Origin of the sequence: Aeromonas sp. HMWF017, from assembly GCF_003061465.1 — a bacterium.
GTDB lineage: Bacteria > Pseudomonadota > Gammaproteobacteria > Enterobacterales > Aeromonadaceae > Aeromonas > Aeromonas veronii.
In genome coordinates this window covers 1-13,897 of record NZ_QAJD01000061.1, presented here as the reverse complement: position 1 = coordinate 13,897, position 13,897 = coordinate 1, and the positions used below count along the sequence as shown (strand labels likewise).

The following is a 13,897-nucleotide window of genomic DNA, read 5'->3' as shown; positions in this document are numbered from 1 at the left end:
GGGTGTAGATCAGGCTCAGGTGGTGGCGGGTCAGCAACCAGACGGTATCTTCACCCGCCGGTACGCTTGCCATGCCGGTGATCAGCAACAGCTTGGCGACACCCATGCCGATAAAGCCGGCGATGATCAGCAGCGAAGTCACCACCAGCGCATCATAAATCAGAGCGCCGAGGCGACGCAGCAGACCTGCTGACGGGTATGGCTGAGTGGCGGGAGAGGGGGATTTTTGTTGGACTTTTTTAGGCTTGGCCATCGTTTTTATTCCATTAAGATGATGGCGGCATTCTATGTAACTGGCCCCGCATCGGCAAGGCGTTGAATAAATGAACAAACGGGAGTGTTCAATCGAAAAACACCTTGCATGGCATCGCGCCATTCGTATAATCCCTCGCAGTTGCCCGGGTGGCGAAATCGGTAGACGCAGCGGATTCAAAATCCGCCGGTGAATAACCGTGTCGGTTCGAGTCCGACCCCGGGCACCATATTACAGTTTCATGCCGTATCACGGCAGACCTGAAACCCGCATAGCTTAAGGCTCTGCGGGTTTTTTGTTATTTCCTGTCGTATCATATAGCCTCATGACATACCCCCATTGCCGGGGGTACATCTGGGGGTATCAGTCCAGATGGGGGTAAAAAGTACCCCCTCAGGCCACCAGCCCGCGCCGTTACAGGCCCGCAGAGTGTCCACTTTTTGTCCCCCAGCATGCGATAAGTACCCCCAAGCAGAGACGGGAGATACCCCCATGCCGTTATCCGATACCGCAGCCAGGCAAGCCAAGTTCAGCGGCAAGCCTCAGAAGCTTTCCGATGAGAAGGGACTGTTCCTGCTGGTCAATCAGTCTGGTAAGTACTGGCGGCTCAAGTATCGCCATGGTGGCAAAGAGAAGGCGCTTGCCCTGGGTGTCTATCCAGAGGTGTCACTGAAAGAGGCGAGAGCTAAGCGGGATGATGCCCGCCGCCTGATCGCCGATGGCGTTGATCCCGGCTTGGTCCGCAAGCAAAGCAAGGTTGCTAGTCGGCTGGCCAGCGAAAGCAGTTTCGAAGCATTGGCGCGGGAGTGGCACCAAAGCCAGCTTGCCCGTTGGAGCCAAGGCCACTCCACTCGGGTAATCGAATCCTTGGAGGTCGATGCCTTCCCCGATCTTGGGCTTGTTCCTGTTGCTGAACTGACCGCCCCCATGATGCTGGAGGCTCTGCGGAAAGTTGAGAAGCGCGGAGCGACCGAAACAGCTGGGCGAGTGCTGCAGCGGATCAGTGCCATCATGCGTTATGCCATCCAGACAGGCCGAGCCAGCTACAACCCAGCTCAAGACCTGAAAGGGGCACTCAAAGCCGCCAAGAAAGAACACCGGCCAGCATTGCCCCGGGCGGAACTACCAGAGTTCTACCGCCGTCTTGCTGTTGAGCCCCTGAACCCTGCTACTCGCCTTGCTTTCCATCTGCTGATGCTGACCATGACCCGCCCGGGCGAGGTGCGCTTTGCCCGCTGGGATGAATTCGACCTGGAGCGGGCAGAGTGGCGGATCCCTGCTGAGCGGATGAAGATGCGTTCAGAGCATATCGTCCCACTATCCCGGCAGGCGCTGGCTGTCCTTGATGAGCTCCACCAGCTCACCGGTCATTGTGATCTGTTATTTCCCAGTGAGCGCAACCTGACCAAGCCCATGAGTGAGAACACCCTGAGCTATGCGATGGGACGGATGGGGTATGCGGGCGTTGCTACTCCTCATGGGTTCAGGGCTCTGGCATCCACCACCTTGAACGAAGAGGGCTTTGATCCGGACGTTATCGAGCGCCAGCTGGCCCACGCTGAACGCAATAAGGTGCGGGCTGCCTATCACCGGGCCGAGTATCTGGATGACCGCCGCAAGCTGTTGCAGTGGCTTGCTGACTTCTACGAATCCCAACAAGGTGGCAATGTGCGCCCTGTGAATTTCAACCGAGCGGTGTAACGACTTTGCCGGGCCTAGATTGGCCGATCGAAGAGCGGGACGCCTTGCCCGCCTGACCCGGCGACCATTTCAAGGGTGCGTTAGAAGGTGAACGCAATGGCAAAACAACCACAAAAACAGCCAGCAACAGGATTACCCCCATTAGCCCCTCTTGAATTTTGCCCCCCAGAGCGAGCTGCAAGGCTACTAACTTGTGAAGTTGAGGATATTTATCACTGGGCCGCAGTAGGGGCCATCACGCTCTATGCCGAATTTTATGACTATGAAATTGCCGGTAAAGACTATGCGATATTTGTTGATGAAATACATTTTCATCACGAAGAACCACCAACGAATTTTAATAGTCTGCCGACAGTAGATGGTGGTCGAGAAAGCTCCTATTACCAATGGGGATATCAATACAATGCCGCCATAGGTTTGCCGCGGCCAGAAGATGGCTGGCGGCATCGGGAGGTAAATATTACCGGACTCTGGGCGCTTACTCCCTACGATATTGCTCAAATACAATCGCCCCCCATGCATGAGGACATATGCTGGACTCTCACTACTAGGTTTGTGGGTAATGAATTGCCTCAATGGTGGAAAGAGGGGGACCCGTTAGGGGTCGATCTTAGTGGCGCTGTAATACCCAATATGCAAAAGCGGTTGCGCGTGGTGCGTGAAGATCTGTTAAAAATTCAGGCGCATATGAAGTCTGGCAATGTAATGAGCAAGGTAACCAGCGAATCACGCCGAGAATGGGGCAACCCATATATGGAGGAGTCTCAGCCACATCCAACCGCGGAATACCATGCTTCTACCAGAGAGCGCGTGCTTGTTGCAGCCCTTCATGCGCGCAGTAGATGGCCTGATGAATGCGTGACCTATGTTGCTTGGGCCAATGCTTTGTGGGATCACTCGAATGAACTGTTTGGGGGGAATGACGCTCCCCTATCACGGGAATCTATCCAGCGTTTATTGAGTGCGGCGGAGGGTAGAAACGAAGTTTATAAGCGTTGCTAAGCCGTGATGCTGGTGGGTCTACAGACTGTACGGTACCAGCACCTCCCGTGAGGTAACTTGTACCGTACATAGAGAACGCGCTTCCTCATGCTTCAATCGCTCTCGATAGGGTAATACATCACGGGAGCGAATAAGCCATGTCAAAACATCAATCTCATCAACCTCGAGTTCTGCCCGCAGAGGGTTATGTCCGAGCAAAAATCTTGGCCCCCATGCTGGGGATCGCCGAGGTGACTCTATGGCGCTGGGCCGCAGATGGCAAAATCCCGAAGCCGATTAAGCTGGGGTCGCGTGTAACTGCCTGGCGGGTGGAGGATGTGCGCCGGTGGATGGACGCTCAAGGCCAAGCGGCATAAGGGGGCGATGATGAGCAAAAAAGAAAAGGCCGCACCGCAGAACGGCACGACCCTCAGTCAGCACTGGGATCCTACCACCAAGGCAGCCAGAGACGCTACCAAGATCGAGCTGGTGGCCCTCCATCTGGTTGAGAATGGCACCGATGGGATCAGTTCACTGTCGGCTCTGGCAGGGCTACATGACCTCAATCCACGGAACTCGATCAGCGAACTGCGCCGCCATCACGGGATCACTATTCTCGATGAGTATTTCAGCCACCAGCATAGTGGCGATGGCGTGGCCCGCTTCAAGCGCTACTGGGTCGCCGACCGCGCTCAGGCCAGAAAGCTGGTTGAACTGGTGAACCTCAAGCGCAGGCAGCGCGGGGCCCAGCCATTGAGCCAGGGGCATGTGTCGAGCTACATCGCACGCTTCCCATATCCGACAAAGACGCCAGCATCTAACCACCAGCCCGCCGCGTAAGGGATAAACCATGAATATGAGAACCAATGGGCGCAGAGCCCAGGGCGAAGCCTTGCCCAAATTCGAGCGGACAGGGTTGCCTGATACCGTGCGACACGGTACGATCTTCCCTGTCGTCACCTTAAGCAAGTGGCGGCGTGGCTGGCGGATTAAGCACCCGAAAGCTGTGACTAAACCAAGGACAATTCGTACCTCTTCCCCCGTCTCCGGCATCCTGCCGGGGATCTATCCAGTTTTGGGGGCATGGGTCGGGAGCCAAAGAAAACGCCCCCACTGTGCCTTCCTTGGTTTGGCACTGCTTTGCGGCTACCCGATCCGCCTTGGTCTATCAAAACCAAGGATTCATACCATGATCTTCACCTTCCTGATCGCCTCGAGCGCCTGCCGACTGGCAGACCTGCGCCGTATCCGCACCATTACCGCCGTTGCTGACACCGAAGCACAAGCCCGTATCGCTCTGGCTGGCCTGCCTTTGGTATTCATGTCCCGCACTCCGACAGGGAGGACCTAAGCATGAGAACGACCAAGCAGAAGGCGAGCCCCGAGTTTTTGGCCGAACTGGCAGACCTCTCCCTGCGCCGTGTGCGCCGCATAGTGAATGGCAAGCCGGTTATGGTGACACTGATCAGCCAGCCTGATGAGCCTCCCCACCAGCCGACCAAGGGGGGCAAGGCATGATCTACTTCGCATGGGCAACCGGTAGTGAACAGCCCACCTTCACCGGCCCTATCAACCCACGCACCGGCAAACGCTCACAAGTCGGCAGCCTGAGCGCATTTAGTTGGCGAACAGACCGAGATCGGTTTATTGCCCAAGCCAACGGCGCCGCAGTGGCCGTGACAGCCAATCAAGCGCGGGAACTCAAAGCCGGATTGGATGAACGGGCTTTCAAAGAGCTGGTGGCCGTACTGACAGGGGGTGAACGATGACCTCGGCGATCAGGGGGGTCACAGGGCCTCGTTTTGTCTCTGATGTGGTCGCCGCGGCCTGTGGCCACTGGCCTGATCTGCTGGCTGCTGTCGGTATCGACATCCCGCGCCGTGGCAAGCATGGTCCATGTCCTGCCTGTGGAGGTAAGGACCGGTTCCGGCTGGATGACAAGGCTGGGCGTGGCACCTGGATTTGTAACCAGTGCGGGAATGGGGATGGACTGGATCTGGTGGGTAAGGTGACCGGCAGGCAGCCCAAAGAGGCCGCCGAGCTGATCGCCCCGCTGGTGGGCTTATCGGATGGCGGTCTTGACCCTGCCGCGCGTGAGCAGATCCACCAGCAACAACAGGCCAGGGCGGAGCAAGAGCACAAGCAGGCGGAGCAACAACGGCGCAAGGCCGCCCGAAGGGCCACCAGCATCTCGGCAGACATCAAGCAAGGGGTCAGCCCATATCTGGAACGTAAGGCGCTGTCTGGCTTGGCTATGCCGCTCACTCAGCGGGTCATCGCAGTGGGCGAACTGACATACCAACCCGGTTCGCTGGTGGTGCCCCTGTGGGATGAGGTGGGGGAGCTGGTTAACGTTCAGCTCATCAACACAGAGGGGGACAAGCGTTACCTGCCTGGCGGCCAGAAGGCCGGGGCTTTCCACCGTATCGATGGTGGGGAGCTGGTGGCCGTGGTGGAGGGATATGCCTCGGGGCTGTCTGTCCAGGCGGCAACTGGAGCGACAGTCTATTGCGCCATGGATGCCGGTAACCTGCAGGCCGTGGCAGAGATTGCACGCCGCCAGCACCCAGAAGCCCGGATCCTGCTCTGTGGCGACAATGACGAAGGCACCGAGGGTAATCCCGGCAAGACCAAGGCCGAGCAAGCAGCTGCAGCCGTAGGTGGGCTGGTGGCCCTGCCACCGGTTGCCTGTGACTGGAACGACTACCACCAAGCCCATGGGCTGACCAAGACACGAGAGGCCATCATGAGCGCCAGCACCGCACCAGCCACCAGCAATCAGACGAGCGAAAAGGGTCTGTCCATTGAGCAGACCCAAGGCGCCAGCCAGAAGGAAACGGCAGAGGTGATCCCGCTCCACGCCGAGCAGCAAGCCACCAGCACGGTGAGCGGGCAAAGGTTGCCGGAGGGGTTCGAGATCCGGGGTGATCGCCTCTGTGCGTTGATGATGGTTGGTCGGGGCGAGGATGCGCACCAGGAGTGGGTACCGATCTCCAGTCCGATCTGGGTACTGGCTGAAACCTCTGACGAGCAAGGCCGGGGTTATGGCCGGTTACTGGAATGGCTGGATAGTGCTGGGCGATCTCGCCAGTGGGCAATGCCTGTCCGCTCCCTGGTACCGCGCAACGGTGACGAGGTATTTGCCGCCCTCTTGGATGCGGGCTTGCCATTCATCGAACTGGGCCACAAGCGCAAGCTGAATGCCTACCTGATGAGCTGTCAGCCTGAGCGCCGGATCACCTGTGTGGAGCGTACCGGCTGGCATGGGCGGGCCTATGTACTGCCTCAAGGGTCAATAGGGCCTGATGCTGATGGGGTGATCCTGCAAACGACTGGATACGCAGCCAGCGACTTTACCGAACGCGGTACCTTGGCTGAGTGGCAACAGGGGGTTGCGGCGCTGGCCGTGGGTAACTCCCGCCTGTGCTTTGCGCTGTCGCTCGCCTTCGCAGCCCCACTGCTGACTCTGGTAGGTATGGAGGGTGGTGGGTTCCACCTCAAGGGGGAGAGCACAGACGGCAAGACCACCATCATGAAGGCCGCGGCCAGTGTCTATGGCAACCCGGATCGCTACAGCCAGACATGGCGAGCAACCGGTAACGCCATCGAGGGGATCGCCAGTCGGCGCAATGATGCCTTGCTCTGCCTAGATGAGCTGGGAGAGCTGGACGGCAAAGAGGCTGGGCAAGTGGCCTACATGCTGGCCAACGGGCAAGGCAAAGGCCGTAGCAAGCAGGATGGGGAGCTGAGAGAGCGCAAGGCGTGGCGCTTGTTGTTCCTCTCCACCGGGGAATTGAGCCTTGAAGATCACGCCGCCAGCGCAGGCCAGCGCACCCAGGCGGGGATGGAGGTGCGCACAATCCAGATCCCGAGCGACACCGGCCACCACGGGGCGTTTGAGTGGCTACATGGTATGGAGAGCGGGCGCACCTTCGCCGACACGCTCAAAGCCAACAGCGACAGCCAACACGGCAGCGCGTTTCGAACCTATGCCGAGGCATTGGCCGGGGATCTGGATGCGCACAGCGAGCGCCTGCGTGGCGAGATAAAGCGCCTGGCCGCCGAACTGACGCCGAAGGGGGCGGGCAATCAGGTAGGCCGCGCCATCAACCGGTTCGCGCTGGTGGCGGCTGCCGGTGAGCTGGCAACCCGGCTGGGGGTCACAGGCTGGCCCGATGGGGAGGCGCTGCGAGCGGTGCGGGTCTGCCTCAAAGCGTGGCTGGCAGAGCGTGGCCACCTTGGCAACAAGGAGGACGCAGCGACCTTGGAGCAGGTGCGCGGGTTCGTCACAGCCCACCAATACACCCGCTTTGCTGACTGGTTCGACACCAGCCACCGTCCGGCCAACATGGTTGGATACCGTAAGGCTGAGTCTGACGGAGTGAGCTTCTTTGTGCTGCCCCCAGGGTGGGCCGAGATCACCAAGGGACGAGATCCCAAGCGAGCGGCGCTCTTGTGTCTCGAGGCTGGCTATCTGCTGACAGGCAAGGACAAGAGGCGGCTCCAGCGCAAGGCAAGGCTACCCGGCATGAGTGGTTCGGTGTGGGCGTATCTGCTGACAGAGCGCGTACTGGCTGACGAGGCGGAGGGGTTGGAGGACGAGTAACGCCAGCCAGAAGTATGGGATGGCAGCCAAATTGACCCCAACCCCAATAAGAACCTGAGTGAGTGGGATGTATCTGAGTGTCATAGGAAATCTGACAATGTCAGAGAAACCATGACAGGCGTGTCGGGGAAGAAAATGGAGGGCTGCCGAGTGTAGCCCTTTTCCTTCCTGCCTCATGCGCGCGCGTAAGAAACAAGGCAAAAATGGTGGGAACAGTGGGAACAAGATTACCTAGTGAGCCTACAAGCCTTATATATCAAGGGTTAGCGCTGTTCCCACCTAGTCCTCTATATGGTGGGAACAAGGTGGGAACAGTGGGAACAAAAAGGCCACGTGTTGAGGTTGTTCCCACCTGTTCCCACTACCTCAAGGCCTTGGTGGGAACATAGAAACCCAGTCATGGCGCGGGTTAGCGGGCATTGTTCCCTTGTTCCCACCGTTCCCACCACTTTTTTGAAGCTATAGAGCGTGAGCAGGCGATCAACATCACAGTTTTCAGGCAACAGGGGGTTGCATTGAGATTGAGCAACGAACAACGAGAGCAGGTGATCGAACTGCGCCGCCATCATTCACTTCGTGAGGTGTCTTCTCTGGCTGGCCTCCCTCTGGGGACGGTGAAAGCCATCGTCAGCCGCTCTGGGCTGTTCACTGACAACCCAACGCACCGGGCCATGTTCACATTGCCTCCCATAGAGCGCAGCGGGGAGACATTGCCAGCGGTTCAAGAGCTGCCACCCCAGCAGGTTGTTACAGGGGACAGGGAGATCGATGCCCTGCTTTGGTTGCGCCAGGTGATAGAGACCGGGGATCCCGCCCGAATTGAACAAGCCAGAGAAGCGGCAGGGCGGATCACTACCCCACCGGATGAGCTGGAGAAGCGTTACGGCAACTGGCTGGTGGCCAGAGGGGGAAACATCATGGCAGGCCTTGGCAGTATCGGGTTTGCCGATCTGGATGGGCTGGCCGAGAAGTCTATCACCCGGCGAGCCAGAGGGGCCGAGGCCATCGGACGATTCGGGGATGCGTTGTGGAACGATACACCAGCAGAGGCGTTCTGCCTGGAAGCGCTCCGCGGGCTGGAGTTGGTCAAATGTGAGTATCCGCCAGTGCTGGTGGCTGGGCGGTTCAAAGCTCTGCCGGAGTTGATGCCGCACACCCTGAGTGATTGCCTGCATGAGCTGGCCTACTGGGACGATCTATACCGGTTGCGCCGTGCCTGCGATGCCAGCGGTTATTACGAGAGCAGAATGGAGGCATGGGCCAGAGAAGCATTTGTGTTTGGCTTGCTGGCTGAACTTCGACCACGCAGCCGGGAGGAGTCTCTGGCAACCCTTCGGTACCTGATGGGTTGCGAGCGTAAAGGGTGGCCAGAGGCAGACCGGATCTTGGAAAACTTGATCAGGTGACCCATTGCCAGCTGGTGGCTGCCACCACTGGAAATCCCCCAAGAGGAGGGGACGACACCTCAAAGCCATGATAACGGCACGATTTGAAACAGTGTCCATCGATGCCACGCACATGTCTGAAACATTTCTGCATGGAATCGAGGTCAATCCTGCCGGCAGGTAAGCCTGCCAGCTCATCCATTCAATCCGGTGAGATCATGGAAAACAAACTCCCTGAATATCTGAAGATCAACGATGACGGCAGCGCCGATATCACCTTGTCACGCCCGGCGAGCATTGGCGGCACCAAAGTGTCTGTGCTGCGCATGCGCGAGCCGACCGTGGGTGATCAAGAGATCGCCGCCCAGATGACTGGAAACGATGCAACCCGCGAGATCACCGCCTTTGCCAACCTGTGTGGGCTGGCGCCGGACGATATCCGCAAGCTGCCGATGCGCGACTATGGTCGTCTGCAGCGGGTTTACACCTTTTTTCTCGACTAGCACCTGAATACATCCGCCAAGGGGTGTTAGCGCTGGCCTTGCACACAGGCTGGTCAAAGGCGGAGATCAGCGCCCTGCGCACGTCACGGTTTATCTGGTGGATAAAGGGGCTGCCCAAAGACGATGGCTAATAAAAAACTCTCAGCAACCATCACCATCGGCGGGGCGGTTGCCTCAAGTCTCAAATCTGCATTTGGTTCGGTAAAGGGCGGAGTCAACGAGGTTGGCTCCGCTATTCGCTATGCCGAACGGCAGCAAAAGCTCCTTTCTCGGTCAATCCAGACATTCGGCAAGCAAGGCCGTAATGTGGATGGGTTGCGTCAAAAATACGTGGCTATTACCAGCCAGATTGACCGGCTGCGCGAGGCGCATCAGCGTCTTAACCGGATCAAGAGTCAGCAGCGGGAGAACGGGGCCGATCGCCGTGAGCTCGGCGGGAAGATAGCCAATACAGCAACCGCAGGCGCTGCGATCGCACTGCCATCTTTCGCCATGTTCAAGCAATCATCGCAGTTCAGCTATGACCTGATGATGATCGGCCTGACTGCTGAGATGACCAAAAAGCAGGTTGCTGATCTCGGTGGCACAATGGTCACCCTCTCAGACCAAACCGGTGTCAGCCAGGAAAACATGAAGAACGCCTTCGGCTTTCTGGTTGCAGCCGGTCAAAAAGTCGGGGAGGCACAAGCCAACCTCAAGTCCATCGGTAAAACGGCGAAAGCCACCGGATCTGATATTGAGGATGTGGCCCGCGCCTCGTTCACCATGGGCGATGCGCTCAAGGTCAAGCCTGACCAGATGCAACGCGCCATGGATATGCTGGTGCAGGCGGGCAAGGCGGGTAACTTTGAATTCAAGGCCATGGCCGCCGAGCTGCCCGGGCTTGGTTCATCGTTCCAAGCTCTTAAGATGACCGGCACCGAGGCTGTGGCCACCATGGGTTCTGCGCTGCAGATTGCCATGAAGGGCGCAAAATCAGAGTCAGAAGCCGCCAACAACCTGTCCAACTTCCTCTCCAAGCTCATGTCAGAGGAAACCGCCAAGAAGGCGGCGAAGATGGGCGGCAACATATCCAAGGTGATCCGGGATGCGCAAGCGTCAGGAGCCAACCCCATCGAAGCGGCTATTGCCGAGATCAACCGCATTACCAAGGGCGGTGATCAGGAGCTGATATCCAAGCTGTTTGGCGACATGCAGGTTCAGAACTTCATTCGCCCCATGCTTCAAAACCTCGAAGAGTACAAGAAGATCAAGCAGGAGGTGCTCGATTCTCAAGGGGTGGTAGAGCGCGACTGGGCAACCGTCATGGCCAGCAGCAAGGAAAAGACCGAGGGGCTATCAAACTCCGTGTGGGGTCTGACCAAGGCGATCGGCGGGGCGCTGGATCCGACCGTGGGCAAGCTGGTGGATAAATTGACGCCAGTCGTGCAAGCAACAAGGGATTTTGTTACGGCAAACCCCAAGCTGGTGGGCGGTGTAATTATGGCTGCCGGTGCCTTCACAACAATGAGACTGGCTGTTCTTGCCACCAAGTTCGCGTTCACCTTCCTGAAAGGTGGGATGCTGTCGATCGTTGGCCTGTTTTACAAGACATCAGCTGCGGCAACCGTGGCCGGTGTTGGAAGCACAGCCGCCGCTGGTGGGCTAACCGTACTTGGCAAGGCGTTCAGGTTCGTTGGTAGGGCCATCATATGGATGGGGCGCGCACTGTTGATGAACCCGATCGGATTGGCGATCACCGCCATTGCTGGTCTTGCATACGTCGTATATGAAAACTGGGATACCTTGAAGCCATTTTTTACCGCCCTGTGGGATGACATCGTTGGCAAGTTTGATTATGCGGTTAAAAAAATCAAAGGCCTGATCGATGACATTAAAAAGCGCTGGGAGGGGCTGAAAACGCTTGTTTCTGGTGGGGTTGGTAGTGCGTGGAATTCAACTGTAAACACAGTAACAAGTGCTGGAAATAAAATTGGTGACGCATGGGAAAAGACCAAGAGCTGGGCTGGCTTCAGCTCAGGTAGCGAGCCTGGTGCAAACACCGCAGCTCCTCTTCCAAATCCATCACTGCCCCCGCTTCCTAAAATAGCCGGAAGCAAGAGATCAACAACCATCACAAATCATAACCAGTACGACCTGACTATAAACGCTCCGCCGGGGGCCGATCCAAAAGAGATAGCCAGAGAGGCGGTAAAGGAACTTAAGCGGCAGCAGGGTATTAGCGCTCGTAGCATGATGCCAGATGGCTATGTTTTTCAGGGGTAACAAGAAATGATCGGCCTTTCCCTTGGCCCCGGTGGGATGCTGCGGCCAGGGGCCTTCCAGTTCAGCACCACCGCAGCGAATACCGCTGGGCATCACCGGATCGCTTCGGCAAGCAGCTCAACCTGCAATAAACCGGCCCTGCCAGAGAGGCGATCTCGCTGGTGGCCGTCATCTATCCGGATAACCCGACCAGGTGACCCCGTGGTTACCTGGTGATCGCATTATTGGGGGCTCCTTGTTTTCACATAGAATACTTGTATGAAGGAACTCGGTGTTTCATACAAGGAGTCTGCGAGCTCTGCCGCCATCAATGACACCTGACAATCAAAAAGCATGTTTTTCGCCTCTAAATACCGAGGCCTTTCATACAAGATAGGTGGAACTCCTCAGCGCATTTGCGGATACCCCGCGTGATGTGTGACATATGCCCCACCTACGCTGTTGCTTGCCGGTAGTCACCTTCTCGGTGTGGAAACTCGGCGCCAAACTCGGCAAGCCTACCCGCGAACCCTTATCGGTAGCAGGGTATAAACCTGCGCTTAATCCGCAAGGTCTACCACCCAGCCCCACAAAAACTGAAGTTTCCACCAACCCTCCACAATAACCCGAGCGCAAGCCGTTATTAAGCATTTCAGGTAAAGAAGTGCCGGACCAGAAGAAAGCCGATGACGATGCTTCAATTGCGCTGATGTCCAAGCGCTTCAAAAAGGTGGCGGAAGTTATTGGTACTGAGAAGGCTGTCGCTGTGCTCAACGTCCGTTCCGCATCACGCCAGGATCCCCGTTTCGGGGAAGCAATCTTCCCTGTTTGGGGGAATGTCTCCCCGTTTTGGGGAATGTGTCTTGCCGAGACTTTGCTGGTGGGCTGTCTCTCCACTCACCCCACACTGTCTTCCGCCGGAGCAGTGGGGGTAGGTTTAGTCAGTGAGCGAGCCTACAACGCGCAGCAAGCTGGGCGGGTGAATTCATGGCCTACCATATGATTTTCGGCTGGGTCCTTCCTCGGGGGGCACCCCTGCGGGGGCATTGACCGCGCGATCTTTGATATCTGCGTGTGCGCTGGAAGTGGAATTTATGTTTATATCTGCCACTCGAGATCGAGGCCCTATCAGGGATTGAGACGGACTGAGTTATAAAGTATTGCCATGGCCATCATGATCTATGGTGGCTCCAAGACGGGTTAAGTTTTTGGTATGGGGGTTATATGGCAAAAAATGTTCAGGTGCCTGCGTTGATCCGCCGTTGCGACATTGAGCAACTGCTCGGTGGGATCGGCAGAACCACCTTTTACCGCCGCCGGCAGGAATGGGCTGCACAGGGAACCCCGTTCCCCGAGTCTCTCAACTGGATGGCAAAAGGTGGGGCTCTTTGGCGCCGGCATGAGGTGATCGCTTTTCTCGTTGAAAGAGGGCTCATGCTGCCGGAACCGAATAACGAGAAATGAGAGAGGATGTGGGTGCTTCTCGGTCACCCACTGCAGCGAAAGCCCGCATCCTGAAATTTATTTGGGCGTTATTTGTGTCATAGCATATCACCCCAGCGCGTACAGTTTGGGGGTATTTATGGGGGTATAAACGAAAATGCCACCATTAACACCAATTTAAAAACAATAGCTTATATGCTTAATTCGATAGAGACCCCGGCACCATCAAATTCATGACAAAAGGCCATCAGCAATGATGGCCTTTTGTTTTTTGGCGTTCCTGCGCATTGGTGCGTTGCTGCTGAGCAGGCAGTACTTCCCGTTACCTCTTGGTATCCCTTCTCTTTTCCCTCTCTCCGTTATTTCCTTTTCTTGATATAGCCGCTGACGGCATCGCCGCCAGCTGACTGTTTCTATTGCTGTTTTTTCATGTCTTGCGGCGCTGAAATATGCTGGTTGCGCTATCCCAGCAGGGCAAACAGCAGGGTCCCGAGGGTACCTGCGAGCGTCAGCACGATGATGGCTCTGGGTGTGCCGTGCAGCTTGGTCCACATAAACAGGCTGGTGAGGGCCAGCAGCAGCAGGGCCAGGGCGGCGATATCGCCAAACAGCTGCCAGCCGAGGCCGGTACCCATGCCGCGGTGCAGCCGGTTGAGGCTGGCGGCAAAGTTGGCTTGCTGCAGATCGGTACGTACCAGCAGGGTACCCTCAACATAGCTGGCGGCCACGCTCTGGCTGAGGGTAACGCCGCGCATTTCCCACTTGGCGGGCAGGGTGAGCG

At 57.3% G+C, this 13,897-nt stretch carries 13 protein-coding genes, 1 tRNA gene and 1 pseudogene; 13 read left to right on the top strand and 2 right to left on the bottom strand.

Annotated features, from left to right (window positions below; translation table 11 throughout):
* A pseudogene (locus DBR30_RS21650) lies at positions 1-253 on the bottom strand (RDD family protein); the annotation flags it as partial.
* Positions 254-396: 143 nt separating this feature from the next.
* Here DBR30_RS21650 and DBR30_RS05255 point away from each other — a divergent pair.
* The 13 genes from DBR30_RS05255 (at position 397) to DBR30_RS05200 (ending at position 13,137) form a co-directional block, all read left to right on the top strand.
* A tRNA-Leu gene (locus tag DBR30_RS05255) sits at positions 397-482 on the top strand.
* Positions 483-745: 263 nt separating this feature from the next.
* The gene (locus tag DBR30_RS05250) at positions 746-1,954 is read left to right on the top strand and encodes a tyrosine-type recombinase/integrase (RefSeq protein ID WP_108540708.1); all 1,209 of its coding nucleotides are present in this window, start codon (positions 746-748) and stop codon (positions 1,952-1,954) included.
* A 96-nt stretch (positions 1,955-2,050) separates the two neighbouring features.
* On the top strand, positions 2,051-2,956 hold the full coding sequence (locus DBR30_RS21055) for a hypothetical protein (protein WP_146181067.1): 906 nt from the start codon (positions 2,051-2,053) through the stop codon (positions 2,954-2,956).
* A gap of 137 nt (positions 2,957-3,093) precedes the next feature.
* The gene (locus DBR30_RS05240; protein ID WP_108540713.1) at positions 3,094-3,312 is read left to right on the top strand and encodes a helix-turn-helix transcriptional regulator; all 219 of its coding nucleotides are present in this window, start codon (positions 3,094-3,096) and stop codon (positions 3,310-3,312) included.
* A gap of 7 nt (positions 3,313-3,319) precedes the next feature.
* Positions 3,320-3,775: a hypothetical protein gene (locus tag DBR30_RS05235; protein WP_219927550.1), complete on the top strand. Its 456-nt coding sequence runs from the start codon at positions 3,320-3,322 to the stop codon at positions 3,773-3,775.
* A 349-nt stretch (positions 3,776-4,124) separates the two neighbouring features.
* On the top strand, positions 4,125-4,286 hold the full coding sequence (locus DBR30_RS21050) for a hypothetical protein (protein ID WP_258224291.1): 162 nt from the start codon (positions 4,125-4,127) through the stop codon (positions 4,284-4,286).
* 2 nt (positions 4,287-4,288) lie between these two features.
* Complete coding sequence (locus DBR30_RS21170; protein WP_181363494.1) at positions 4,289-4,453, top strand: hypothetical protein; 165 nt, start codon at positions 4,289-4,291, stop codon at positions 4,451-4,453.
* Positions 4,450-4,704, top strand: a complete 255-nt coding sequence (locus DBR30_RS05230; RefSeq protein ID WP_108540718.1) for a hypothetical protein — start codon at positions 4,450-4,452, stop codon at positions 4,702-4,704. The genes DBR30_RS21170 and DBR30_RS05230 overlap by 4 nt, the downstream gene beginning before the upstream one ends.
* Entirely contained in the window at positions 4,701-7,541 is a 2,841-nt protein-coding gene (locus DBR30_RS05225; protein ID WP_108540721.1) for a DUF927 domain-containing protein, read from the top strand. Before DBR30_RS05230 ends, DBR30_RS05225 begins: the two co-directional genes overlap by 4 nt.
* Positions 7,542-8,086: 545 nt before the next feature.
* Positions 8,087-8,947: a hypothetical protein gene (locus tag DBR30_RS05220; RefSeq protein WP_258224290.1), complete on the top strand. Its 861-nt coding sequence runs from the start codon at positions 8,087-8,089 to the stop codon at positions 8,945-8,947.
* A gap of 197 nt (positions 8,948-9,144) precedes the next feature.
* Positions 9,145-9,429, top strand: coding sequence for a phage tail assembly protein (locus DBR30_RS05215; RefSeq protein ID WP_050490103.1), 285 nt, complete (start codon positions 9,145-9,147; stop codon positions 9,427-9,429).
* Positions 9,430-9,552: 123 nt separating this feature from the next.
* Positions 9,553-11,694, top strand: a complete 2,142-nt coding sequence (locus tag DBR30_RS05210; RefSeq protein WP_050490101.1) for a phage tail tape measure protein — start codon at positions 9,553-9,555, stop codon at positions 11,692-11,694.
* Positions 11,695-12,897: 1,203 nt separating this feature from the next.
* A complete protein-coding gene (locus DBR30_RS05200; RefSeq protein ID WP_108540727.1) occupies positions 12,898-13,137 on the top strand; it encodes a hypothetical protein in 240 nt (79 codons plus the stop codon).
* A 440-nt stretch (positions 13,138-13,577) separates the two neighbouring features.
* Here DBR30_RS05200 and DBR30_RS05195 read toward each other — a convergent pair.
* Positions 13,578-13,897 (bottom strand): PepSY-associated TM helix domain-containing protein (locus DBR30_RS05195; protein ID WP_181363492.1); only part of this gene is annotated, 320 nt, incomplete at its 5' end.

Bases quoted from the DNA above. Each gene is read 5' to 3' on its own strand.
- DBR30_RS21055 (WP_146181067.1), top strand. From the start codon at position 2,051: ATGGCAAAACAACCACAAAAACAGCCAGCAACAGGATTACCCCCATTA.
- DBR30_RS21050 (WP_258224291.1), top strand. From the start codon at position 4,125: ATGATCTTCACCTTCCTGATCGCCTCGAGCGCCTGCCGACTGGCAGAC.
- DBR30_RS05230 (WP_108540718.1), top strand. From the start codon at position 4,450: ATGATCTACTTCGCATGGGCAACCGGTAGTGAACAGCCCACCTTCACC.
- DBR30_RS21170 (WP_181363494.1), top strand. From the start codon at position 4,289: ATGAGAACGACCAAGCAGAAGGCGAGCCCCGAGTTTTTGGCCGAACTG.
- DBR30_RS05210 (WP_050490101.1), top strand. From the start codon at position 9,553: ATGGCTAATAAAAAACTCTCAGCAACCATCACCATCGGCGGGGCGGTT.
- DBR30_RS05250 (WP_108540708.1), top strand. From the start codon at position 746: ATGCCGTTATCCGATACCGCAGCCAGGCAAGCCAAGTTCAGCGGCAAG.
- DBR30_RS05215 (WP_050490103.1), top strand. From the start codon at position 9,145: ATGGAAAACAAACTCCCTGAATATCTGAAGATCAACGATGACGGCAGC.
- DBR30_RS05225 (WP_108540721.1), top strand. From the start codon at position 4,701: ATGACCTCGGCGATCAGGGGGGTCACAGGGCCTCGTTTTGTCTCTGAT.
- DBR30_RS05235 (WP_219927550.1), top strand. From the start codon at position 3,320: ATGATGAGCAAAAAAGAAAAGGCCGCACCGCAGAACGGCACGACCCTC.
- DBR30_RS05240 (WP_108540713.1), top strand. From the start codon at position 3,094: ATGTCAAAACATCAATCTCATCAACCTCGAGTTCTGCCCGCAGAGGGT.
- DBR30_RS05200 (WP_108540727.1), top strand. From the start codon at position 12,898: ATGGCAAAAAATGTTCAGGTGCCTGCGTTGATCCGCCGTTGCGACATT.